This window comes from Pseudomonas entomophila, assembly GCF_029193575.1.
Classification (GTDB): Bacteria; Pseudomonadota; Gammaproteobacteria; order Pseudomonadales; family Pseudomonadaceae; genus Aquipseudomonas; species Aquipseudomonas entomophila_G.
The window spans coordinates 26,323-48,959 of record NZ_JARGCS010000019.1; the positions used below are offsets into that span (position 1 = coordinate 26,323).

A 22,637-nucleotide genomic window follows, 5' to 3' on the forward strand; every position below is an offset into this window, starting at 1 on the left:
CCGGCCGCGGGGCCAGGTCAGATCTTGGCGTTGGCTTCCAGGTCCCACTTCTTCGGCGTGCCGGTGGTGATCTTCTCGCCGCTGAAGGAGTCGTACTGGTAGCTGATCTTGGTGAAGTTGATCGAGAAGGTTTCGCTCGGGCGCTCGCCGTTGCTGCTGGCCGAGTAGGAGCTGATGATCGCTTCCTCGAGCTCAAGCTTGAGGAACACCTGCTCCTTCTTCTCGGCGCCGCCGGTCTGGATGAAGTGGATCTCGGCCTTGCCCAGGCTCTTGCCGCACACCGCTTCCATGAACAGGTCGGCGGAGGCCAGGTCGGTGGCCTTGGTCAGGGAAATCTCCGAGAACGACGGGTTGCTGGTGTCGCGGTCGGCGCCGCCGCCACTGGTGGAGATGGCGCGGCCGACGCCCATCTGCAGGGCGTCGATGGTGATCCAGTCGGTGTGCCCGGAGACAGTCGAGGTGCCTTTGATTTTCTTGCCGTTGAAGTTGAGCAGGATCATGGTCTGTACCTTTTCGGTGGGTCAGTGAGGGTGCTGGGGAACGCGCGCCGTCAGGTCTTGGCCGACGGCAGCTTGGAAACCAGGCGCAGCGACACGGTCAGCCCTTCGAGCTGGTAGTGCGGGCGCAGGTAGAACTTGGAGTGGTAGTAGCCGGGGTTGCCCTCGACCTCCTCGACCACCACCTCGGCGCCGGCCAGCGGCTTGCGCGCCTTGTCCGACTCGGTGGCGGTGGCCGGGTTGTGCTCGACGTAGCGGCCGATCCAGTTGTTCAGCCACACCTGCATGTCGGCGCGTTCCTTGAAGGAGCCGATCTTGTCGCGCACGATGCACTTCAAGTAGTGGGCGAAGCGGCAGGTGGCGAACAGGTACGGCAGGCGCGCGGCCAGGTTGGCGTTGGCGGTGGCGTCAGGGTCGTCGTACTCGGCGGGCTTGTGCATCGACTGCGCGCCGATGAACGCCGCCAGGTTGCTGTTCTTCTTGTGCACCAGGGGCATGAAGCCGTTCTTGGCCAGCTCCGCTTCACGGCGGTCGCTGATGGCGATTTCAGTCGGGCAGGTCATGTCCACGCCGCCGTCATCGGTCGGGAAGGTGTGCACCGGCAGCCCTTCCACCGCGCCACCGGACTCGATGCCGCGGATCTGCGAACACCAACCGTAGTGCTTGAACGAGCGGTTGATGTTCACCGCCATGGCGTAGGCGGCGTTGGCCCAGGTGAAGTCCTTGCTGCCGGCGCCGTCGGTGGTTTCCTCGAAGTCGAAGTCCTCCACCGGGTTGGTCTTGGCGCCGTAGGGCGCGCGGGCGAGGAAGCGCGGCATGGCCAGGCCCACGTAGCGCGAGTCCTCCGAGGCGCGGAAGCTGCGCCAGGCGGCGTGCTCGGGGGTCTGGAAGATCTTGGTCAGGTCGCGCGGGTTGGCCAGTTCCTGCCAGGACTCCATCAGCATCACGCTGGGGTCGGCGGCGGTGATCAGCGGGCAGTGGGCGGCGGCGCTGACCTTGGCCATCTGGCTCAGCAGCTCGACGTCCGGGGCGCTGTTGTTGAAGTAGTAGTCAGCGACGAACGCGCCATACGGCTCGCCGCCGAACTGCCCGTACTCCTCTTCGTAGAGCTTCTTGAAGAGCGGGCTCTGGTCCCAGGCCACGCCCTTGAACTTGCGCAGGGTGCGGTGCACTTCGGCCTTGGAGATGTTCATCACGCGGATCTTCAGCGACTCGTCCGACTCGGTGTTGTTCACCAGGTAGTGCAGGCCGCGCCAGGCGCTTTCCACGCCCTGGAATTCCTCGTGATGGAGGATGTGGTTGATCTGCTCGGAGAGCTTGCGGTCGAGCTCGGCGATCATGCCTTCGACCGTGCCGAGCACATCGCCGGCGATCAGCCGGGTGCCTTGCAGGGCCTGCTCGGCAAGGGTGCGCACGGCGTTCTCGACGGCGTCGCGGGCCTTGTCGGTCTTGGGCTTGAACTCTTTCTGCAAGAGGCTGGCGAAGTCATCCAGGTCGACTTCGCGGGCCGCTGCGGGGGCCGTTGCCTCATGCGCTTGTGGGGTGGACATTGCAGCATCCCTCGTTTTTTGGGCAAAAGGGTCTACCTGCCGGTGCCGCGAAGGCCCAGCCGGGTGTCAGGGGTCGATCAGGGGGTCGGGGTCAGTCGCGGCTGTCGGCGGCCGGCTTCGGCGCGCTGCCCAGGGCCTGCAACAGCGCAGGGTCGGCGAGCACGCGGGCGAGCAGCTCCTCGGCGCCGACCTTGCCGTCCATGTAGGTCAGCAGGTTGGACAACTGGTTGCGTGCGGTGAGCAGCGCGTCCAGCGACGGCACCTTGCGCGCCACGGCGCCGGGGCTGAAGTCGTCCATGTTCTCGAAGGTGATCTCCACCGGCAGGTTGCCCTCGCCGGTGAGGGTGTTGGGCACCTGGAACGCCACGCGCGGCTTCATCGACTTGAGGCGCTCGTCGAAGTTGTCGACGTCGACCTCCAGGAACTTGCGCTCGGCCACCGGCGGCAAGGGCTCGGCGGGCTTGCCGGAAAGGTCGGAGAACACGCCCATGACGAAGGGCAACTGCACGGTCTTCTCGGCGCCGTAGATCTCCACGTCGTATTCGATCTGCACCCGGGGGGCGCGGTTGCGGGCGATGAACTTCTGGCTGTTTTCTGCCACGGGACTGCTCCTGTGCGGGGTTAACGGGGGTTGCGGTTATCAGTCGTCGCTGCGCGATGCGTCGCGCAAGCCACTGACCATCGCCATCTGCGCCAGGCCATCGGGGGCCAGGTCTTGCAGCAGTTCGATGAAGTTCAGCTCCAGCAGCTTGCGGGCGCGCTGCAACAGCAGCGGCACCGGGCTGCCGGGCTCGTGCACGGCGAAGTAGGCGCACAGCCGGTCCAGGGTTTGGCGCACGTCCTCGCGGCTGGCGATCTCGCCGCGCGGGGCGGCCACGCCGGCGCGTGCCTCGGGCGTGGCGGCCTGCCCGGTGTCGGCGGGCGTCGCCGGCAGGCGCTGGCGCAGCACCTCGGCGGCGCGGCGCAGCAGCGAGGACAAGGCGCTGAGGTCGATGGCGCTGGTGAAGCCGACGTGCTCGGTGAGCAGCGACTCGATGCGTTGGCTGCTGCGCCAGGCGTGCTCCAGGGTTGTCAGGGTGTCGGCGAGACGCTCGTGGCCGGCTTGCTGGAAAGCGGCCTCGATCATCGCCAGGGACGGGCTTTCCAGGTCGGACGTGGCGCTCGCCTCGCCGTTGGCCAGGTCGATGTCGCGCAGGCTGACACGGCCCAGCGGCGCGGCGTCGACCAGGGGCGTGGCGCGCAGGTCGTGCAGCAGGCCGGCGGCTTCGCACAGGCTGGCCAGGGTGTTCACGCGCAGTTGCGGGTCGTGGTCGTCGTCCGGGTCCAATTGCGGGTGCAGGTGGGCCCAGTGGTCGGCGAGCAGGGTTTCGATCAGGGCCAGCCCTGCGGCCAGGCCAGGGAAGCCGTTGAGGTTGAGTTCGGCGCGGGTCAGGTGCGCGGCCAGGCGCAGGTCACGGCTGCGCGCGGCCAGGGCCAGGGCCAGTTGGTGCACGCGTTTCCAGTCGGGGGCGGTGGCCTGGGTCAGGGTGCTGCCGTATTCGACTTCCGGCTTGCCCTGGGCTTCTTCCTCGAGGGCCAGGTAATCGGCGTCGTATTCCAGGCTTTCGCCACAGGGGGCGTCGGCGGCCAGCGGTTCGGCCAGGTGGTTCAGGTACATCGGAAGACCCCGTCGGAAAGCGTGTTCTGAGGGGATAACAGGTGGGGGGTGGGGATTATTCCGGGGGGTGGGAAATTATTTTTTGTGTTGGCTGTTGCGGCCCTATCGCGGGGCAAGCCGGCGCAGGGCCACCACAGGCGCCGCAACCGGTGGCCTACTGCCCCGTCATCTCCCGCACCCGACGCCGATGCGATTCGGCATAAGCCGCCGCGCGCGCCTGCAACAGGGGGTCGTCCGAGGGCGTGATGCCGGGTGGCAGCATCAGTGGGTTGAAATCGATGTCGCGGCACGGGCCGTCCATCTGCGGCTGCTGCGCATCGATCACCAGCACGCCGGCATCGACCTCCTGGTGGCCGGGCTGGGTCCACAACTGCGTCGCGTCGTTGACCGGGTCGCCCGGCAGCGCCGGGGTGAGGATCAGGTGCCAGCGCAGCGGCCCTTGGGCCAGGCGCGATACCACGCCATACGACAACATGTCGGGGTCGTTCTGCACGACCTGCTCATCGCTCAGCGGCGCATAGGGCGTTTCCGGCTGCAGGCGCCAGCGCACCCACTGCTCACGCCCGGCGGCATCGCTGAAGCGAAACGCGTTGACGCTGAAATACGTCGCGTTGTCGAACCCCGAAGAAGGCCGGTGCGTGGCCATCCATTCCTCGAAGGCCTGGACCTCCGGGTGGCTGCGGCGAAAACGCTGGATGCGCGCCTCACTGTCTGCGGCGGTCGGCGCCGAAGCCTGCAACTGCTCCAGCAGCGCCTCGGGGGTACGCACGAAGAACACCGGGCTGGAGTTGAGCGCCATGCGCCAGGTTTCCCCGCCGCCACGCAGGTCCAGGGCCAGGCTGCGCATGCGCCCGTGGGTGTCGTTGACCGACGGGTTGCCGCCCACCACCGAGAAGCGCCCGAGCACCGGGTAGCTACCGGCACGCAGCAGCGCCGTGCGCGCCAGCGCGGCCCCCCGGCCATTGCTGTCGAAGCGCCCGCTGATGCAGATGCCCTTGGCGTGGTTGCGGCGAAAGCCTGGCTGCGGGCCGGCCACCGCCTCGAAGGCATCGACCACCCGCGCGGCGCCAGCGGCAGACGCCAACGACGGCGCCGCCGCCCAGCCGCTGCGCTCGATCAGCAGCGCGCAGGCAAGGCCCGTGAACAGGGTCAGGAAAACAGCGAGGAAGACGCGACGGCGGTGCTGTGCGGGCATTCAGGCGATCCAAGAATCCGGTCGCCCGTACCCTGGGTCCTTTATTGGCGGATATCGGCGAACCAAAACGGCGATGGCAAGCGGGCATTGGCCGTGTACAACTGGCCGGAACTGCGGTCCGCGACCAAGCGGGCCACGGCATTGAGGTCGACGCCGTCCGGTGCGCCGATCAGCGCGTAGCCTAGCTGAGACTGGCGCCAGACCACAACATCCATGCCGGAAACCTTCAGCTGGGCGATGGACTGGTCGGGCTTGGGCTCCTTCATCACGCACAGGGCCACTGGGGCCCCTTGCTGGGGCAGGTACACCAGCTGGACCAGCGCCTTGTTGTTGAAGCGCAGGCGCTGCACGCGCTTGAAGGTCAGCCCGGCGGCACTGAGGTCCGGCACGCGCAGCTCAAGGCCGTCGACCTGGCGGATATCGGCGATGGTCTGGCGCACGTCGTCGGTTTCAGGGGTGACATAGTTCACCGTCTCGCGGGTGTACAACTGCTGGTAGCTGGCCGCTTGCATCACCCACGGCGAGGCCTGCACCTGGGCCACGCTGGGGGCCTGTTGCAGGGTGTTGTCGGTGTTCAGCGCGCCGCCGATGAAACCGGCTTGCAGCACCAGGCCGTAGCAGGTCGCCCCGGTGGCGAAGGCCACCGCCAGCCAACCGAACTTCGGACGGCCGAACAAGCGGGTCAACAGGCTTTCGGGCTCACCCGCCGCACGCGTGGGTGCCGGGGCGGCAGCCGCGGCATGCTGGGCAATCAGCGCGTCGACGTTGCGCACCAGGCTGTCGGGCACCGGCGGGATCGCCTGGCGGGCGAAGGCCTCGGAATATGGCAGGGCAGACGACATCAACAGCGCGACACGCTCGGCCACTTCGGGCGAAGCGTTCATGAGCTGCTCGATTTCCTCGCACTGTTGCGGCGACAGTTCGCCGTCAACGTAGGCCATCAGCAGGGCATCATCCGCGACGGTGGTGGTCAATTCCCGGTCTCCGTTATTCATGGTACTTCGCACTTCTGTTACGACACAGCGTTGCGGCCTTGTGGGCCGGCCCGCGAGCGAATGGGTATTCGGCTCGCCATCATATTAATATCACTTAAACGGTCGCAAGCAGCTTTACTTTGCATTGACAAGTCGGCAACTGCGACCCGCAAGGCAGTATAAATCGATTATGACGTACACCCGGATAGGTTTTTATCGTAGGTGGTGGCACAATCCGCGCAGTGTATCGGCTCAGCGACAATGAAGTCCAAGACATGCGAAGGAATCCGCCAGCCGGAGCGTACGGCGGCCGCATGAGAAGCAACTGACTTCCAGTCCATTTCAGCACAAGAACGAGGAACTATGTCGATCACCGGTGCCGACCTCCCTGCACTGCTCCCTGGCATGTTGCCGCGCCTGTGGGCCTTCGCCCTGCGCCTCTCGGGCGACCGCCACGACGCCGAAGACCTGGTCCAGCTCGCCTGCGTGCGCGCCCTCGAACGCACCCACCAACTGCGCCCGGACACCGCGCCGCTGAGCTGGATGTTCGCCATCGTCCACACCACCTGGATCAACGAAGTGCGCTCGCGCAACGTGCGCAGCCGCTCGCGCTCGGAGTGGAACGACAGCGTCATCGAGTCGGTCACCGACCCGGCCGCGCCCACCCCGGAAACCGACCTGATGCACCAGCAAATCCTCACGGCGGTGAACGGCCTGCCCGACGGCCAGCGCGAAGTGATGCTGCTGGTGGCCGTGGAGCGCTTCAGCTACAAGGAAGCCGCTGAAATCCTGGAGGTGCCTATCGGCACGGTGATGAGCCGACTGTCCCGCGCCAGGCAAACGATTGGCAGCCTGTTCAACGACAGCCCCAAGCCCTCGGCGCCTGGCCGCGATCTGTTGCGCACCTAACGTTTCGCGCGTGTTGCCAGGCACCTGCATACGCCCTCCCCAGGGGTAGTTTCTTGCAACTTCCCAACGATGATGGGCTACACAGTGCGCCGAACACACTATTTTTACAAGTGAAGGGAACTCATCTTGTTAGTTGGCGTCCGTTATTTCATCATCCGTCACTTCCCCCAATAAAAGACGCACATAACACTTCAGCGCGTCAGTTTATTCCATAGAATTTTCTATTTTTTCTTATTATCAATTTTAGTTGGACGCCCCTGCCCCACCTTCCTATTCTCGCCCCTGCCGGAACAACTTGTCGGTTCCCGCCAAGACTCTTTCCCCGTCATTGAATTGCAGAGGCAAACATGAAACGTCATCTCTTGCTGGCCATGCTCGGCACCCTGTCCCTTGGCGCCCACGCCGCCACCCTCGATGTGCCGATGAACCTGGTCGGCGCCGACGGCGCAGCGCAGCCCATCGGCCAGGTCAGCATCAGCGAGTCGGCCTATGGGCTGGTCTTCACCCCCAAGTTGAGCACCCTGCCGGCGGGCGTGCACGGCTTCCACGTGCATGAGAACGGCAGCTGCGCGCCGGGCATGAAGGACGGCAAGCCGGTCGCGGCGCTGGCTGCCGGTGGGCATTTCGACCCGGCCAAGACCGGCAAGCACCTGGGCCCCTACGGCGACGGCCACCTGGGCGACCTGCCGGCGATCTACGTGAGCGCCGACGGCACGGCCAGCTACCCGGTGCTGGCGCCGCGGCTGAAGAAAATCGACGAGATCAAGGGGCATGCGCTGATGATCCATGCCGGTGGCGACAACCATGCGGACATGCCGATGCCCCTGGGCGGTGGCGGTGAGCGGGTGGCGTGCGGGGTGATCTGACGGCGCGTCTAGTGGCCGGGGATGGCGTGGGTGGGTTTACCGACGCCATCGCCCGTCATCAATAATCGCCGCGTTTGCGAAATGCCCAGCGGCCCGCCAATACCGTGAACGTGACGACCAACGCCACCAATACCCAGAACCCATGGGGGTCATCGGCCAATGGCACACCGCCGACATTCATGCCAAAGAAGCCGGCGATGATATTGATCGGCAACGCCAGCACCGTGACCACGGTCAGGGTAAACAGGGTGCGGTTGTTATCTTCGGTCAACTTCGCGGCCATTTCTTCTTGCAATAACTTGATGCGTTCAACCAGTGCGGTGAGGTCGTTGATAATCACCGCGAACTCTTCGGTGGACGCACGCAACTGATGCAAGTCCTGTTCGCCCAGCCATTGCGGCGGGCGGTTGAGCAGGCGCAGCAACGAACCGGGCTCCAACGCCAGCAGCCGTTGCAGGCGCACCAACACCCGGCGCAGGGTGCTGAGCTCGGCGCGGTTGCCGCTCAGGCGCTGGGACAGCAACTGGTCTTCGATGCGGTCCACGCTCAGGGTGGTTTCACGCACCACCTGGGTGAGCAGATCACCCTGGTCACGCAGCAGGTGCACCAGCAGCTCCAGGGTCGAGTCGAAGCGCTCGCCGCGCTTGACCGACGAGCGCAGGGTGTCGACCGACTGCAAGGGCTGCAGGCGCACGCTCACCAGCAGGCGGCTGCGGGCGCAGACCCACAGGGTGGAAACGTCCGAAGACACCAGGCCAAAGCTGAAGACCACGTCGTTGACCACCGCCAGCAAGGCCGAGTCGGTGTGCTCGATGCGCGTGGAGCGCGAACCTTCGCGCAGGGTTTCGAAGAAGGTCTCGGGCAGGTCGAGGTGGCTTTTCATCCAGCGTTCGCAGGCGGCATGCGCGAGGTTCAGGTGCAGCCACATGAATTCGCCTTCGACGCCGGGCTCGACCAGCCGTTCGAGGGCCTGGGTCGAGTCGACTTCCTGGCCAGGGGCGCCAGGGCGGAACACGAAGCCGTAGAGCAGGCCGTGCAGGTCGGCGTCGTGGGGGCGTTCTGAGGGGGTGGGCAAGGTGTGACCTGGGCGCTGTTGGAGGGATCCGCCATCTTAGAGAAACGGATATGACAGCTTGGTTACGCCTTGGATTTGTTCATCTTCACCGGCCCGATCGCGGGGCAAGCCCGCGCCTACAGGGGACGGCGCAGTCCTTGTAGGAGCGGGCTTGCCTCGCGATACAGCCTCAGGCCGCCAAGCGCCCCTCGGCGATCGCCTGCGACGCCGCCAGCATCGCCCGCAACAGCACCGCACACCCGGCCGCCAGGTCCTGCGGCGTGGCGTTCTCGATTTCGTTGTGGCTGATGCCGTTCTCGCACGGCACGAAGATCATCCCCGCCGGCCCCAGCTCGGCCAGGAAGATCGCGTCATGCCCTGCCCCGCTGACGATGTCCATGTGCGACAGGCCCAGCGCCTGGGCGGCGTCGCGCACGGCATCGACGCAACCGGGGTCGAAGTACAGCGCCGGGAAGTCCGCCGTCGGCGTCAGCTCGAAGCTCAGCCCGTGCTTGGCGCAGGTGCTGTCGATCACCCCGCGCACCTCGGCGATCATCGCGTCCAGCCGCTCGCCCTGCAGGTGACGAAAATCCAGGGTCATGCGCACCTCGCCCGGGATCACGTTGCGCGAACCGGGGTAGGCTTGCAGGCAGCCGACCGTGCCGCAGGCATGCGGCTGGTGGCCGTGGGCCGTGCGGTTGACCGCCTCGACCACCGCCGCGGCGCCAACCAAGGCATCCTTGCGCAGGTGCATCGGCGTGGGGCCGGCGTGGGCCTCGACGCCGCGCAGGGTCAGGTCGAACCATTTCTGTCCCAGGGCGCCGAGCACCACGCCGATGGTCTTGCCCTGGTCTTCGAGGATCGGCCCCTGCTCGATGTGCGCCTCGAAGTAGGCGCCCACCGCATGCCCGGTGGGCACGCGCGGGCCGGCGTAGCCGATGCCGTTCAGCGCCTCGCCGACGCTGACACCTTCGGCATCGCGCTTGGCCAGGGTGTCTTCGAGGGTGAACTTGCCGGCGAACACCCCAGACCCCATCATGCACGGCGGGAAGCGCGAGCCTTCCTCATTGGTCCACACCACCACCTCCAGCGGCGCCTCGGTTTCCACGCCCAGGTCGTTAAGGGTGCGGATCACCTCCAGGCCGGCCATCACGCCGAAGCAACCGTCGAACTTGCCGCCAGTGGGCTGGGTGTCGATGTGGCTGCCGGTCATCACCGGCGGCAGGTTGGGGTTGCGGCCTGGGCGACGGGCGAAGAGGTTGCCGATGGCGTCGATGCTGACGGTGCAGCCGGCGGCTTCGCACCATTGCACGAACAGGTCGCGGGCCTGGCGGTCAAGGTCGGTCAGGGCCAGGCGACAGACCCCGCCCTTGGGCGTGGCGCCCAGGCGGGCGAGGTCCATCAGCGATTGCCACAGGCGGGCGCTGTCGATGTGCGAGGCGGTGCTGTGCAGGACTTCCTTGGCATGGGTCATGGGTATCTCCTCAGGCATTTTTTGTTCTGCTGATTTCGCTGGAGTGGCGCAAGCCCGCGCCCACACGCTGTACCTGTGGGAGCGGGCTTGCCCCGCGATGAGGCCGCCACGCCTTCAGGGCGCCGGCTTGGCCAAGCGCGCCGGCCCACGCACCGCCAGGCCGCCCAGGGCGTAGTACAGCCCCCCGCCCAGCAGTGAACCGGTGAACCAGCCATAGTCGTAGAACCAGCTGAAACTGCTGTTGCCGATCGCCAGCACGGTCAGCGTCACCGGCACCACGAACGCGGCGAAGCCCGCCCAGTTCCATGCCGGGTACACGTCGTCGCGATACAGCCCGGCCAGGTCCAGGCGCTGGCGGCGGACCAGGAAGTAGTCCACCACCATGATCCCGGCGATCGGCCCGAGCAGGCTCGAGTAGCCCAGCAGCCAGTTGGAATACACACTCTCCAAGCTCAAGTCCGAGACGATCCACCCCAGTTTCTTGAACAGCTCATGGCTCATCAACGCCAGGCCGATGAAACCGGTCAGCCACACCGCGCGGCTGCGGCCGATCAGGCGCGGGGCGATGTTCTGGAAGTCGTTGGTCGGCGAAACGATATTCGCCGCCGTGTTGGTCGACAGCGTGGCGATGACGATCAACGCCATGGCCAGCGCCACCCACACCGGGCTGTGGATCTTGCCGATCAGGCTCACCGGGTCGGACACCGTCTCGCCCACCAGCGAGGCCGAGGCGGCGGTCATGATCACCCCCAGGGACGCGAACAGGAACATGGTCAGCGGCAAGCCGAAGATCTGCCCGAGGATCTGGTCCTTCTGGCTGCGCGCATAGCGGCTGAAGTCCGGGATATTCAACGACAACGTGGCCCAGAAGCCGACCATCGCCGTGAGCCCGGCGCAGAAGTAGCCGACCACGCTGGCCCCTTCCGGGCGCTTGGGCGGCTGGGCCAGCAGCTCGGTCATCGACATGTGCGGCAACGCCCAGAACAACAGGCCGACGCCCACCGCCACCAGCAGCGGCGCCGACAGCGTCTCCAGCCACTTGATCGACTCGGCGCCGCGCAGCACCACCCACAGGTTGAGTGCCCAGAAAATCATGAAGCCGATCACCTCGCCGGTGCCCCCCAGCGCCTTCCAGTCCGCCGACAGCGAGCCGAGGAACAGGTGGATGGCCAGCCCGCCGAACATCGTCTGGATGCCGAACCAGCCACAGGCCACCACCGCGCGGATCAGGCACGGCACGTTAGAGCCAAGGATGCCGAACGAGGAGCGCAGCAGCACCGGGAACGGAATGCCGTACTGGGTACCGGGGAAGGCATTGAGGGTCAGCGGGATCAACACGATCAGGTTGGCCAGCAGAATCGCCAGCAGCGCCTCGCCGACGCTCAGGCCGAAGTAGGCGGTGAGTACCCCGCCCAGGGTGTAGGTGGGCACGCAGATGGACATCCCCACCCACAAGGCGGTGATGTGCCACTTGTTCCAGGTGCGCTGGTGCACCTGGGTGGGTGCGATGTCGTGGTTGTAGCGCGGGCTGTCGAGCACGTCACTGCCCGCCGACAGCTCGAACAGGCCATCCTGCTCGATCACTTGCGATCTGCTCTGTTGCATGGGGCCTTCTCCAGATTTCTTTTAGTTGTTCGCTCATCGGGCTAATGCGATGGCCGGAGACACACTTCACCAGTACTGCACCTCCGGCTCGGCCTGGCGGCTGGGCGGCACTCAACAAACGTGCCGGCTTGCCACCGGTCGGAGGTAATTCACTGATCCGCAAGGCATTCATGGCGCACAGGCGACGGCACGCCGGTGCCTGCGCCGGTCGATCTCGCCGCTTCGGGCCGGCCCTGGCCCGCTTCAGGTGTCAATCTGGTGCAACCGGTTTTTTCCACGGCGCGGCCGGCGCCTCGACACCCGGTTTCAAACGGCTGATTTTGCATGGAAAATCTTGACCAATTTGGCTTCTTGTCAAGTGCGTCAAAATGGTGAAAGGCCTCACCATTTTGGTGAAATTCAGATTAAATTCTTATTTTTCAATAAGTTAAATAAGTTATAAGCTCATGAAAAATTTTCTTGCCGAATGCAGGATCCGCTACTAAATTCCAATCTTGTCAGCACTGACAGGATTAGCCTTTCCCACCGCCAGCCGCTGACACACGACAATTTCAAGAACCGGCCAAGACCGGTCAGCCTGCGAGGAAAACGGCATGTCCCTGTTGATCCGTGGCGCCACCGTGATCACCCACGAAGAGAGCTACCCCGCCGATGTCCTGTGTGCCGACGGCTTGATCCGCGCCATCGGCAAAGACCTCGAAGCCCCCACCGACTGTGAAGTGCTCGACGGCAGCGGGCAGTACCTGATGCCTGGCGGCATCGACCCGCACACCCACATGCAACTGCCGTTCATGGGCACGGTGGCCAGCGAGGACTTCTTCAGCGGCACCGCCGCCGGCCTCGCCGGGGGCACCACCTCGATCATCGACTTCGTCATCCCCAACCCGCAGCAGTCGCTGCTCGAAGCCTTCCACACCTGGCGCGGCTGGGCGCAGAAGTCTGCCGCCGACTATGGCTTCCACGTCGCCATCACCTGGTGGAGCGAGCAGGTCGCCGCAGAGATGGGCGAGCTGGTGGCGCAGCACGGCGTGAACAGCTTCAAGCACTTCATGGCCTACAAGCACGCGATCATGGCCGCCGACGACACCCTGGTGGCCAGCTTCGAGCGCTGCCTGCAACTGGGCGCGGTGCCCACCGTGCATGCGGAGAATGGCGAGCTGGTCTACCACCTCCAGCAAAAGCTGCTGGCCCAAGGCATCACCGGCCCCGAGGCGCACCCGTTGTCGCGCCCCTCGCAGGTCGAGGGCGAGGCCGCCAGCCGTGCCATCCGCATCGCCGAAACGCTGGGCACGCCGCTGTACCTGGTGCATGTGTCCAGCCAAGAGGCGCTGGACGAGATCACCTATGCCCGGGCCAAGGGTCAACCGGTGTACGGCGAGGTGCTGCCGGGCCACCTGTTGATCGACGACAGCGTCTACCGCCACCCCGACTGGGCCACCGCCGCCGGCCACGTGATGAGCCCGCCGTTCCGCCCGCGCGAGCACCAGGAAGCCCTGTGGCGCGGCCTGCAATCGGGCAGCCTGCACACCACCGCCACCGACCACTGCTGTTTCTGCGCCGAGCAGAAGGCCATGGGCCGCAACGACTTCAGCCGCATCCCCAACGGCACTGCCGGCATTGAGGACCGCATGGCGGTGCTGTGGGACGCGGGGGTCAACAGCGGTCGTCTGTCGATGCATGAGTTCGTCGCGCTGACTTCCACCAACACCGCGAAGATCTTCAACCTGTTCCCGCGCAAGGGCGCGATCCGCGTCGGCGCAGACGCCGATCTGGTGCTATGGGACCCGCAAGGCAGCCGCACGATCTCGGCGCAGACCCACCACCAGCGGGTCGATTTCAACATCTTCGAAGGCCGCACCGTGCGCGGCATCCCCAGCCACACCATCAGCCAGGGCCGGGTGCTCTGGGCCGATGGCGACCTGCGCGCCGAGCCAGGCGCGGGTCGCTACGTGGAGCGCCCACCCTACCCCTCGGTGTACGAGGTGCTGGGTCGACGCGCCGAGCTGCAGCGGCCCACCCCGGTCAACCGCTGAAAAGCCCAGAGAGGCAGGGGCAAGCCCACACCTCCTGGCGGAGCGGGCTTGCCCCGCGATGGGCTGCGATGCAGCCCCAGAACAGCCCCAACCGAAGTTGACTGCCATCCCCTGAACGGACGCGCGACTCCCCTCGCCCATCCAATAAAAAGAGAGAGGCTACAACCGTGATCGACGCCCTGAAGCACCTGCCGCGCCCCCGCGCCGGCAGCGACCAACTGAACCAAGCCTTCACCGACCTCGCCCCGCCGCTGACCGCGCGCCAGGCCGCCGTGGAAAGCGCGCGCTGCCTGTACTGCTACGACGCCCCCTGCGTCAACGCCTGCCCCAGCGAGATCGACATCCCGTCCTTCATCCACCGCATCAGCGACGAAAACCTGCAAGGCGCCGCCGAACGCATCCTCTCGGCGAACATCCTCGGCGGCAGTTGCGCCCGCGTCTGCCCCACCGAGATCCTCTGCCAGCAGGCCTGCGTGCGCAACAACGCCCAGGAGTGCGCACCGGTGCTGATCGGCCAGTTGCAACGCTACGCCCTGGACAACGCCCACTTCAGCGAACACCCCTTCCAGCGCTCGCCCGCCACTGGCAAGCGCATCGCCGTGGTCGGCGCCGGCCCCGCCGGGCTGTCCTGCGCCCACCGCCTGGCGCTGCACGGGCATGACGTGGTGATCTTCGAGGCCAGTGAAAAAGCCGGCGGCCTCAACGAATACGGCATCGCCCGCTACAAGCTGGTGGACGACTACGCCCAACGCGAGGTGGAGTTCCTACTGGGTATCGGCGGCATCGAGATCCGCCACGGTCAGCGCCTGGGCGCCAACCTGAGCCTGGCCGAACTGCGCGAGCAGTACGACGCGGTGTTCCTCGGCCTGGGCCTGAACGCCGTGCGCCAACTGGGCCTGGCCGACGAAGAAGCCCCCGGCTTGCTGGCCGCCACGCAGTACATCCGCGAACTGCGCCAGGCCGATGACCTCAGCCAACTGCCGCTGGCCGACCGCTGCCTGGTGCTCGGCGCGGGCAACACCGCCATCGACATGGCCGTGCAGATGAGCCGCCTGGGCGCGCGCGACGTCAACCTGGTGTACCGCCGCGGCCCGGCCGACATGGGCGCCACCGGCCACGAGCAGGACATCGCCAAGGCCAACCAGGTACGCCTGCACACCTGGGCGCGCCCCGACGCGGTGCTGCTGGATGACCACGGCTGCGTGAGGGGGATGCGCTTCGTGCGCACCGAACTGCGCGACGGCCGCCTGTGCGACACCGCCGAGGCCTTCGAACTGGCCGCCGACGCGATCTTCAAGGCCATTGGCCAATGCTTCGACGACGCCAGCCTCAGCGACCCGCAGGCCACGCAACTGGCCCGCGACGGCGAGCGCATCCGTGTCGATGCGCAGATGCGCACCAGCCTGCCTGGCGTGTACGCCGGCGGCGACTGCACCGCGCTGGGCCAGGACCTCACCGTCCAGGCCGTGCAACACGGCAAGCTGGCCGCCGAAGCCATCCATGCCCAACTCATGCTCAACGTGGAGGCTGCGTAAATGGCCGACTTGTCCATCGAATTCGCCGGCATCAAGGCGCCCAACCCCTTCTGGCTGGCCTCCGCGCCGCCGACCGACAAGGCCTACAACGTGGTCCGCGCCTTCGAGGCCGGCTGGGGTGGCGTGGTCTGGAAAACCCTCGGTGAAGACCCTGCCGCAGTCAACGTGTCGTCGCGCTACTCGGCGCACTACGGCGCCAACCGCACGGTGCAGGGCATCAACAACATCGAGCTGATCACCGACCGCTCGCTGGAAATCAACCTGCGCGAAATCACCCAGGTGAAGAAGGACTGGCCCGACCGCGCGCTGGTGGTGTCGCTGATGGTGCCGTGCGTGGAGGAGTCATGGAAGTTCATCCTGCCGCTGGTCGAAGCCACCGGCGCCGACGGCATCGAGCTGAACTTCGGCTGCCCGCACGGCATGCCCGAACGCGGCATGGGCGCGGCGGTCGGCCAGGTGCCGGAGTACGTGGAGATGGTCACCCGCTGGTGCAAGACGCACTGCTCGCTGCCGGTGATCGTCAAGCTCACCCCGAACATCACCGACATCCGCCAGTCGGCGCGCGCCGCGCACCGAGGCGGGGCCGACGCGGTGTCGCTGATCAACACCATCAACTCGATCACCAGCGTCGACCTGGACCGCATGGTCGCCCACCCGATCGTCGGCGACCAGAGCACCCACGGCGGCTACTGCGGCTCGGCGGTCAAGCCGATCGCCCTGAACATGGTCGCCGAGATCGCCCGCGACCCGGAAACACGCGGGTTGCCAATCTGCGGCATTGGCGGTATCGGCAGTTGGCGCGACGCCGCCGAGTTCATCGCCCTGGGCAGCGGCGCGGTGCAGGTGTGCACGGCGGCGATGCTGCATGGCTTTCGTATCGTCGAGGACATGAAGGACGGCCTGGCGCGCTGGATGGACCAGCATGGGCACGCGAACCTGGAGGCGTTCCGTGGCCAGGCAGTGGGGCACACCACCGACTGGAAGTACCTGGACATCAACTACAAGTCGGTGGCGCGCATCGACCAGGACGCCTGCATCGGCTGTGGGCGCTGCCATATCGCCTGCGAGGACACCTCGCACCAGGCCATCGCCAGCACGCCCAAGGCCGACGGCAACCATGCCTACAGCGTGATCGAGGAGGAATGCGTGGGTTGCAACCTGTGCCAGATCACGTGCCCGGTGGAGGATTGCATCGAGATGGTCGCGCAGGATACCGGCAAGCCGTATCTGAATTGGACGCAGGACCCGCGTAACCCCTATCGCGAGGCCAGTTGATAAGGCGGCGTCAGTGCCGGCTCCGCGACAGGGCCGGCACAGTCCCCTCAAGGCTCCAGCCCAATCCCCCGCAGTATCACCTCGGTCACCGTCTGCACCGCCTTCTCGAACGCCATGTCCGACAACGGCTCCCCGGCATTGAGCACCTGCACCTGGTAACCGAAATCCGCGTAATGCTGGGTCGAGGCCCAGATCATGTACAGCAGCGCCGAAGGCTCCACCGCGAGGATGCGCCCCTCCTCCACCCAGCGACGGATCTTCGCCTCCTTGAGTTGCGCCCACGGCACCAGGCTGTCGTCCAGGCTCGCGCCGAGCAGCGGCGCGCCGTGCAGCATCTCTTCGGCCCAGATCTTCGAACCCAGCGGGCGCGAGCGCGAATGGCCCATCTTGGCGCGGATGTAGCTGGTCAGCACCACGCGCGGGTCGTCGAAGCGCTCGAAGCACAGGGCGTCCTGCTTCCAGACCTCGAGCAGGTCCTGAAGCACGGCGCGGTAGAGGTCGTCCTTGGTGCTGAAGTAGTAGTGCAGGTTGGAGCGCGGCAATTCGGCCTGTTCGGCGATGTCACCCATGGAGGTGGCGGCGAAGCCTTTCTCGGCGAACAGTTGCTCGGCGGCCACGAGGATTTTCTCGACGTTGCGCCGGCGGATCTCGATCTTGTGGTTGGCCATGGGCGGTCCGAAAGCGGGAGGAACCGGTCAAGGCTAACAGTTTTGCGAGGGCGGTGCTGGCCCCGCGATAGGGCCCTGCGCTCAGGCACAACTCGCCCGATCACGCACCGGGCACTGCGCCCGATGCAAATTCAACGCGGTATTGATGATGCCGATATGGCTGAACGCCTGCGGGAAATTCCCCAGCATGCGCTGCCCGGCGGGGTCGTACTGCTCGGCCAGCAGGCCCACGTCATTGCATAGCCCGGCCAGGCGCGCGTACAGCGCCTGGGCCTCGCCCTGCCGACCGAGCAGCACGTACACGTCCGCCAGCCAGAACGAACACACCAGGAACGTGCCCTCCCCCGGCGTCAGGCCATCGCTGCAGCGATCGCTGTCGTAGCGCAGCAGCAGGCCGTTGCGCAGCAGGCGTTGCTCGACCTGTTCCAACGTGCGCAGAAAACGGGGGTCGTCAGCGGGCAGGAAGCCGGTCAAGGCAATGTGCAGCAGGCTGGCATCCAGTTCACGCGAGCCATAAGCCTGGACGAAGAAACGGCCGCTCGCATCCAGGCCCTGGGCGCACACGTCGGCGTGAATTTCGTCGGCCACCCGTCGGTAGTGGCGCCCGCGCTCGCGGTCTTCCTCGGTGGTCTCGGCCAGGCTTGCGGCACGGTCGAAGGCCACCCAGGCCATGACCTTGGAATGCACGAAATGCTGGCGCCCGCCGCGCACCTCCCAAATGCCTTCGTCCGGCTCACGCCAGATGCGTTCGACATACGGCATGATCAGCCGGGCGATCGCCGAGCTGCGCGGGTGGCGCGGCAGGCCGCCCTTGATCGCCTGGGTCATGGCGTCGGCGACCTCGCCATAGATGTCCAGCTGACGCTGCTCGGAGGCGGCGTTGCCGACCCGCACCGGGCGCGACTGCTCGTAGCCGGCCAGCCACGGCAGGGTGTACTCCTGCAAGTCGCGCTCGCCGGCCAGGCCGTACATGATCTGCATCTGCTCGGGGTTGCCGGCCACCGAGCGCAGCAGCCATTCGCGCCAGGCCTGGGCCTCGTCGAAATAGCCCAGGTTCATGAACGCCAGCAAGGTCATGGTGGCGTCGCGCAGCCAGCAGTAGCGGTAGTCCCAGTTGCGCTCGCCGCCCAGGCGCTCGGGCAACGAGGTAGTGGCGGCGGCGACGATGCCGCCGGTGGGGGCGTAGGTGAGCGCCTTGAGCGTCAGCAGGGAGCGGCGGACCAGGTCGCTGTAGGGGCCGACATCCGGACAACGGGCGGCGAAGGCCTGCCACTGTTCCAGGGTGTGCGACAGCGCCTGGTCGGCATCGAAGCCGGGCTGGTCGGGCAGGTGCGAGGGTTGGTGGCGCAGGGCGAACACCTGGCGCTCCCCGGCGCGCAGGCGAAAGCGGCAGACGCTGTGGTGATCGCGGGCATGCAAGGCCACGGTGCTGTCGAGGATCAAGCGGTCGGGACCGGCCACGGCGCTCAACGTCAGGGGGGCGGTTTTTTCCACCCAGGGCACGCTGCGGCCATAGTCGAAGCGCAGCACCAGGTCCATCTCGAACGCGGTCTCGCCGGCCAGGCCCTCGACGATGCGCAGCACCGCATTGGGTTCGCCCAGCGGCATGCAGTCGAGCACGCGGGCCCGGCCATGGGCAGTGGCCCAGGTGGTTTCCAGCACCAGGGTGTCGTCGAGGTAGCGGCGCTGGGTGTGTTCGATCGGGTCGCAAGGGGCCAGGCGCCAACGGCCGTTTTCCTCGTTGCCCAGCAGTGCGGCGAACACCGCCGGGGCGTCGAAGCGTGGCAGGCACAGCCAGTCGAGGGAGCCGTCGCGGCTGACCAGGGCGGCGCTGCGGCAGTTGCCGAGCAGGGCGTAGTCTTCGATTCGAGCGGGCATTGAGGCTCCTTTTTTGCGAACACCGCGATAGGGCCGGTGCGGCTCATCCCAGGTTGTGCCACTCACGCTTGTCACGGCTGAGCAGTTCGTTACCCGCCTCAGGCCCGTCTTCGCCCGCGGCGTATTCATGCACCTCGCCACCACTGGCCCAGGCGTCGAGGAACGGCTGCACCGCGCGCCAGCCGTTCTCGATGTTGTCGGCGCGCTGGAACAGGGTCTGGTCGCCGGTCAGGCAGTCGTAGATCAGCGTCTCGTAGCCGGTGGCCGGGGTCATCTTGAAGAAGTCCTTGTAGGCAAAGCCCAGCTCGACGTTCTCCATCACCAGCTCCGGCCCCGGGCGCTTGGCCTGCAGGTCGAACCACATGCCTTCGTTGGGCTGGATCTGGATCTTCAGGTAGTTCGGCTTCGGCCGCTCCAGCTCGCTCTCACGGAACTGCGCATAGGGCGCGGGCTTGAAGCAGATGGCGATTTCCGTGTCGCGCACGCTCATGCGCTTGCCGGTGCGCAGGTAGAACGGCACCCCGGCCCAGCGCCAGTTGTCGATCATCACCTTGAGCGCGACGAAGGTCTCGGTCTGGCTGCGCTCGGCGACGTTGGCCTCCTCACGGTAGCCGGGCACGCGCTTGCGGCCCTGCTTGCCGGCCACGTACTGGCCACGCACCGAGTTTTTCAGCGCCATCTTCTGCGACCACGGGCGGATGGCGCCCACCACCTTGGCCTTCTCGCTGCGCACCGCATCGGCGCCGAAGGCGGCCGGCGGCTCCATGGCGACCATCGCCAGCAACTGGAACAGGTGGTTGGGCACCATGTCGCGCAACGCGCCAGTGTTGTCATAGAAGGCGCCGCGGGTCTCGACGCCAACGGTCTCAGCGGCGGTGATCTGCACGTGGTCGATGTAGTGGTTGTTCCAGAACGATTCGAACAGGCCGTTGGAAAAACGGCTGACCAGGATGTTCTGCACCGTCTCTTTGCCCAGGTAGTGGTCGATGCGGTAGATCTGCCGCTCGTTCATCACCTTGAGCAGGCAGGCATTGAGTGCCTCGGCGCTGGCCAGGTCGGTGCCGAAGGGCTTCTCCACCACCACCCGGCGAAAACCGCCCGCCGACTCATCCAGCAGCCCGGCCTCGCCAAGGCGCTGGGCGACCTCCGGGAAGAAACGCGGTGAAGTGGCCAGGTAGAAGATCGCGTTGCCGTGACGGGTCTTGGCGATGCGCTGGGCGATGGCGGTGTAGGTGGCCGGGTCGAGGAAGTCACCGGTCTGGTAGTCCAGGCGCTTGGCCAGTCGCGCCCAGAGGTTTTCGTCCAGGCAGCGGGCGGCGGCTTCGCGGCCCTGGTCGCGCTCGGCCATGAAGGCGTGCAGGCGCGCGGCGAACTGCTCGGCGCTGTTGGCGTTGTGGTCGACGCCAACGATACGCAGGTTGCGGTCCAGCAGGCCGTCGCGGCTGAGGTTGTACAGCGCCGGCATCAGCAGGCGCTTGACCAGGTCGCCGTTGGCGCCGAACAGGAACAGGGTGCAGGGTGGCGCGGCGGGGATCGTCGATTTGCTCATCGGCCTTTCTTCTCGACGTGCCCGCCGAAGCCCAGGCGCATGGCCGACAGCACCTTGTCGCCGAACGTGCCTTGCTGCTGGCGCGAGCGGAAGCGGGCGAACAGCGCGCTGGACAGCACCGGCACCGGCACCGCCTGCTCGACCGCGGCGTCGATGGTCCAGCGCCCTTCGCCGCTGTCGGACACCGCGCCGCTGAACTGCGCCAGTTGCGGGTCGGCCACCAGGGCGTCGGCGGTGAGGTCGAGCAGCCAGGAGGTAACCACGCTGCCGCGGCGCCAGACCTCGGCGATCTCGGCCACGTCCAGGTCAAAGCGCTGGTCTTGCGGCAACTCGGGCCCGCCCTTGCTGCGCAGCAGGTCGAAGCCTTCGGCGTAGGCCTGCATCAGGCCGTACTCGATGCCGTTGTGCACCATCTTCACGTAGTGCCCGGCACCTGCGGGGCCGGCATGGATGTAGCCATGCTCGGCGCGCTGGTGCTCGCCTTCGCGGCCCTGGGTGCGGGGGATGTCGCCAACGCCCGGGGCCAGGGCCTTGAACAGCGGCTCCAGGCGCTCGAACACGGCCTGCTCGCCGCCGATCATCATGCAGTAGCCGCGCTCCAGGCCCCACACACCGCCGGAGGTGCCGACGTCCAGGTAATGCAGGCCGCGCTTGGCCAGCTCGACGGCGCGGCGCATGTCGTCCTTATAGAAGGTGTTGCCACCGTCGATGATCGCATCGCCTGGCTCCAGCAGTTCGGCCAGTTGGGCGATGGTCTGCTCGGTGGGCTCGCCTGCCGGGAGCATCACCCACACCGCACGCGGCGCCTTGAGCTTCTGGATCAATGCTCCAAGGTCGTGCGCGCCCTGGGCACCCTCGCCTTCCAGTGCGTTCACCGCGTCGCGGTTACGGTCGTGGACCACGGTGCGGTGGCCTGCGCGCATCAGCCGTCTTGCGATATTGCCGCCCATGCGGCCCAGCCCGACGATTCCCAGTTGCATGTGCCGATGCTCCCCTTAGAAATGGATGACAACGCGGTTCAGCTGTTCAGGTTAGTCCAGCGCCTGGCCCGAGGGTTCAGCGACGAACGGCGCGACAACGATAAACAAAAAAGTTCCCACGGGCCGGGAAAGAATTCAGAATGCGCGCCGCGTGAGCGTCTAAGCTCGATATTGTCACCAGCCAAACCGCGAGGTGTGTTCATGGGTACCTATATGCCTGCCACTCCCACCCAGACCCTCTACGTCACCGTGCGCCGTGATGAGCTGCGCCAGTTGAAGGATGAGCGTGAGCAGCTGCGCCAACAGGTCGCACAGTTGAACCTGCAACTGGAACAGGCCCGCGCCGAGGCCAAGGCCCTGCGTACCTGACGCGCCCAGCACCCCTTTCCCGCGACCACAGGTACCGTGCTGCTGTAAGCCTGTGGAAGCGTATTTGTTGTGTGTCACTACCGGCCCTATCGCGGGGCGGGCCTGCTCAAGTGCCGCTCTCGAGATCGGCACGGCACCTGTAGGAGGGAGCTTGCCCCGCGATGAGGCCGACGCTGGCAGCACAAAGCGCGCCCCCTGCCCCCTTCGCCCGCCCAACGCACCATAGCGGGGCAAACCCGCCCTGTTTGCACGCACCCGCTCGCCCCATTTTCAACCGTTCGTCAGAACCGTTCACATCTTGTGACATCCGCCAACGTTTGCGTCTAACTCGCCTCATAACAAAAGTGACCAACGGGTCACTTCTTTATCCCCACCTCTCCTACACTCGGGATTCGGCTCGCAAATTGCTCGGAACAATCGACGGAAAAAAGTCGAACTTTCCAAATTGCGGGCAGGTCAGGAAGTAAGTAGGCCGTTGCAAAGGGACTTCCCCAGCCAGGCCCACCCACCCCACCCGTCCAACGCTTTCGGCCGGAATGCCGATAGCGCCGTGCCTGCGCGCACGATCC

19 protein-coding genes are annotated in these 22,637 nt (G+C 66.3%); 6 read left to right on the top strand and 13 right to left on the bottom strand.

The features are described 5' to 3' along the window. Positions 1-17 precede the first annotated feature (17 nt). From P0Y43_RS09175 to P0Y43_RS09200, 6 genes are all read right to left on the bottom strand, one after another. Positions 18-500 carry a type VI secretion system tube protein Hcp gene (locus P0Y43_RS09175; protein WP_275636977.1) on the bottom strand — a complete coding sequence of 161 codons (483 nt, stop codon included), beginning with the start codon at positions 498-500 and terminating at the stop codon, positions 18-20. 50 nt (positions 501-550) lie between these two features. Beyond that, the gene (gene tssC / locus P0Y43_RS09180) at positions 551-2,047 is read right to left on the bottom strand and encodes a type VI secretion system contractile sheath large subunit (RefSeq protein ID WP_275636978.1); all 1,497 of its coding nucleotides are present in this window, start codon (positions 2,045-2,047) and stop codon (positions 551-553) included. 91 nt (positions 2,048-2,138) lie between these two features. Continuing rightward, positions 2,139-2,648: a type VI secretion system contractile sheath small subunit gene (gene tssB, locus P0Y43_RS09185; RefSeq protein ID WP_275636979.1), complete on the bottom strand. Its 510-nt coding sequence runs from the start codon at positions 2,646-2,648 to the stop codon at positions 2,139-2,141. 39 nt (positions 2,649-2,687) lie between these two features. Beyond that, complete coding sequence (gene tssA / locus P0Y43_RS09190) at positions 2,688-3,704, bottom strand: type VI secretion system protein TssA (protein WP_275636980.1); 1,017 nt, start codon at positions 3,702-3,704, stop codon at positions 2,688-2,690. Positions 3,705-3,858: 154 nt separating this feature from the next. Next, positions 3,859-4,899 (bottom strand): catalase family peroxidase, encoded by a 1,041-nt coding sequence (locus P0Y43_RS09195; protein ID WP_275636981.1) that lies wholly within the window; start codon positions 4,897-4,899, stop codon positions 3,859-3,861. Between the two features lie 41 nt (positions 4,900-4,940). Then, on the bottom strand, positions 4,941-5,894 hold the full coding sequence (locus P0Y43_RS09200; RefSeq protein WP_275636982.1) for an anti-sigma factor: 954 nt from the start codon (positions 5,892-5,894) through the stop codon (positions 4,941-4,943). Between the two features lie 342 nt (positions 5,895-6,236). On the opposite strand from P0Y43_RS09200, the gene P0Y43_RS09205 reads away from it, so the two are divergent. Together P0Y43_RS09205 and sodC are read left to right on the top strand one after the other, a co-directional pair. Beyond that, the gene (locus P0Y43_RS09205; protein ID WP_275636983.1) at positions 6,237-6,782 is read left to right on the top strand and encodes an RNA polymerase sigma factor; all 546 of its coding nucleotides are present in this window, start codon (positions 6,237-6,239) and stop codon (positions 6,780-6,782) included. A 347-nt stretch (positions 6,783-7,129) separates the two neighbouring features. Then, positions 7,130-7,648 carry a superoxide dismutase [Cu-Zn] SodC gene (sodC, locus tag P0Y43_RS09210; RefSeq protein ID WP_275636984.1) on the top strand — a complete coding sequence of 173 codons (519 nt, stop codon included), beginning with the start codon at positions 7,130-7,132 and terminating at the stop codon, positions 7,646-7,648. Positions 7,649-7,706: 58 nt separating this feature from the next. On the opposite strand, the gene P0Y43_RS09215 is transcribed toward sodC, so the two are convergent. From P0Y43_RS09215 to P0Y43_RS09225, 3 genes are all read right to left on the bottom strand, one after another. Continuing rightward, a complete protein-coding gene (locus tag P0Y43_RS09215; protein WP_275636985.1) occupies positions 7,707-8,723 on the bottom strand; it encodes a transporter in 1,017 nt (338 codons plus the stop codon). Positions 8,724-8,892: 169 nt separating this feature from the next. Beyond that, positions 8,893-10,176 carry a Zn-dependent hydrolase gene (locus P0Y43_RS09220; RefSeq protein WP_275636986.1) on the bottom strand — a complete coding sequence of 428 codons (1,284 nt, stop codon included), beginning with the start codon at positions 10,174-10,176 and terminating at the stop codon, positions 8,893-8,895. Between the two features lie 114 nt (positions 10,177-10,290). Then, complete coding sequence (locus P0Y43_RS09225) at positions 10,291-11,781, bottom strand: NCS1 family nucleobase:cation symporter-1 (RefSeq protein ID WP_275636987.1); 1,491 nt, start codon at positions 11,779-11,781, stop codon at positions 10,291-10,293. Positions 11,782-12,374: 593 nt separating this feature from the next. Here P0Y43_RS09225 and hydA point away from each other — a divergent pair. The 3 genes from hydA to preA all read left to right on the top strand — a co-directional run bounded on the left by hydA (position 12,375) and on the right by preA (position 16,624). Further along, positions 12,375-13,814 carry a dihydropyrimidinase gene (hydA, locus tag P0Y43_RS09230; protein ID WP_275636988.1) on the top strand — a complete coding sequence of 480 codons (1,440 nt, stop codon included), beginning with the start codon at positions 12,375-12,377 and terminating at the stop codon, positions 13,812-13,814. A 167-nt stretch (positions 13,815-13,981) separates the two neighbouring features. Beyond that, positions 13,982-15,349 (top strand): NAD(P)-dependent oxidoreductase, encoded by a 1,368-nt coding sequence (locus tag P0Y43_RS09235; protein WP_275636989.1) that lies wholly within the window; start codon positions 13,982-13,984, stop codon positions 15,347-15,349. Beyond that, complete coding sequence (preA, locus tag P0Y43_RS09240) at positions 15,350-16,624, top strand: NAD-dependent dihydropyrimidine dehydrogenase subunit PreA (RefSeq protein WP_275636990.1); 1,275 nt, start codon at positions 15,350-15,352, stop codon at positions 16,622-16,624. A 47-nt stretch (positions 16,625-16,671) separates the two neighbouring features. Here the strand turns inward: preA and P0Y43_RS09245 are convergent, their stop codons facing one another. The 4 genes from P0Y43_RS09245 to gnd all read right to left on the bottom strand — a co-directional run bounded on the left by P0Y43_RS09245 (position 16,672) and on the right by gnd (position 21,699). After that, a complete protein-coding gene (locus P0Y43_RS09245) occupies positions 16,672-17,292 on the bottom strand; it encodes a TetR/AcrR family transcriptional regulator (RefSeq protein WP_275636991.1) in 621 nt (206 codons plus the stop codon). An 81-nt stretch (positions 17,293-17,373) separates the two neighbouring features. Next, positions 17,374-19,170, bottom strand: coding sequence for a glycoside hydrolase family 15 protein (locus P0Y43_RS09250; protein WP_275636992.1), 1,797 nt, complete (start codon positions 19,168-19,170; stop codon positions 17,374-17,376). A 43-nt stretch (positions 19,171-19,213) separates the two neighbouring features. Next, positions 19,214-20,719 (bottom strand): glucose-6-phosphate dehydrogenase, encoded by a 1,506-nt coding sequence (gene zwf / locus P0Y43_RS09255; RefSeq protein ID WP_275636993.1) that lies wholly within the window; start codon positions 20,717-20,719, stop codon positions 19,214-19,216. After that, entirely contained in the window at positions 20,716-21,699 is a 984-nt protein-coding gene (gene gnd / locus P0Y43_RS09260; protein ID WP_275636994.1) for a phosphogluconate dehydrogenase (NAD(+)-dependent, decarboxylating), read from the bottom strand. The genes zwf and gnd overlap by 4 nt, the downstream gene beginning before the upstream one ends. Before the next feature lie 201 nt (positions 21,700-21,900). Between gnd and P0Y43_RS09265 the strand changes: the two genes are divergently transcribed. Beyond that, a complete protein-coding gene (locus tag P0Y43_RS09265; protein ID WP_275636995.1) occupies positions 21,901-22,068 on the top strand; it encodes a DUF6026 family protein in 168 nt (55 codons plus the stop codon). The last annotated feature ends 569 nt before the right edge of the window (positions 22,069-22,637 follow it).

Coding starts and splice junctions, on each gene's coding strand:
- P0Y43_RS09200 (WP_275636982.1), bottom strand. CDS start 5,894: ATGAATAACGGAGACCGGGAATTGACCACCACCGTCGCGGATGATGCC.
- P0Y43_RS09250 (WP_275636992.1), bottom strand. CDS start 19,170: ATGCCCGCTCGAATCGAAGACTACGCCCTGCTCGGCAACTGCCGCAGC.
- P0Y43_RS09175 (WP_275636977.1), bottom strand. CDS start 500: ATGATCCTGCTCAACTTCAACGGCAAGAAAATCAAAGGCACCTCGACT.
- tssC (WP_275636978.1), bottom strand. CDS start 2,047: ATGTCCACCCCACAAGCGCATGAGGCAACGGCCCCCGCAGCGGCCCGC.
- sodC (WP_275636984.1), top strand. CDS start 7,130: ATGAAACGTCATCTCTTGCTGGCCATGCTCGGCACCCTGTCCCTTGGC.
- P0Y43_RS09220 (WP_275636986.1), bottom strand. CDS start 10,176: ATGACCCATGCCAAGGAAGTCCTGCACAGCACCGCCTCGCACATCGAC.
- tssA (WP_275636980.1), bottom strand. CDS start 3,704: ATGTACCTGAACCACCTGGCCGAACCGCTGGCCGCCGACGCCCCCTGT.
- P0Y43_RS09245 (WP_275636991.1), bottom strand. CDS start 17,292: ATGGCCAACCACAAGATCGAGATCCGCCGGCGCAACGTCGAGAAAATC.
- gnd (WP_275636994.1), bottom strand. CDS start 21,699: ATGCAACTGGGAATCGTCGGGCTGGGCCGCATGGGCGGCAATATCGCA.
- preA (WP_275636990.1), top strand. CDS start 15,350: ATGGCCGACTTGTCCATCGAATTCGCCGGCATCAAGGCGCCCAACCCC.
- P0Y43_RS09205 (WP_275636983.1), top strand. CDS start 6,237: ATGTCGATCACCGGTGCCGACCTCCCTGCACTGCTCCCTGGCATGTTG.
- P0Y43_RS09225 (WP_275636987.1), bottom strand. CDS start 11,781: ATGCAACAGAGCAGATCGCAAGTGATCGAGCAGGATGGCCTGTTCGAG.
- P0Y43_RS09265 (WP_275636995.1), top strand. CDS start 21,901: ATGGGTACCTATATGCCTGCCACTCCCACCCAGACCCTCTACGTCACC.
- P0Y43_RS09195 (WP_275636981.1), bottom strand. CDS start 4,899: ATGCCCGCACAGCACCGCCGTCGCGTCTTCCTCGCTGTTTTCCTGACC.
- zwf (WP_275636993.1), bottom strand. CDS start 20,719: ATGAGCAAATCGACGATCCCCGCCGCGCCACCCTGCACCCTGTTCCTG.
- hydA (WP_275636988.1), top strand. CDS start 12,375: ATGTCCCTGTTGATCCGTGGCGCCACCGTGATCACCCACGAAGAGAGC.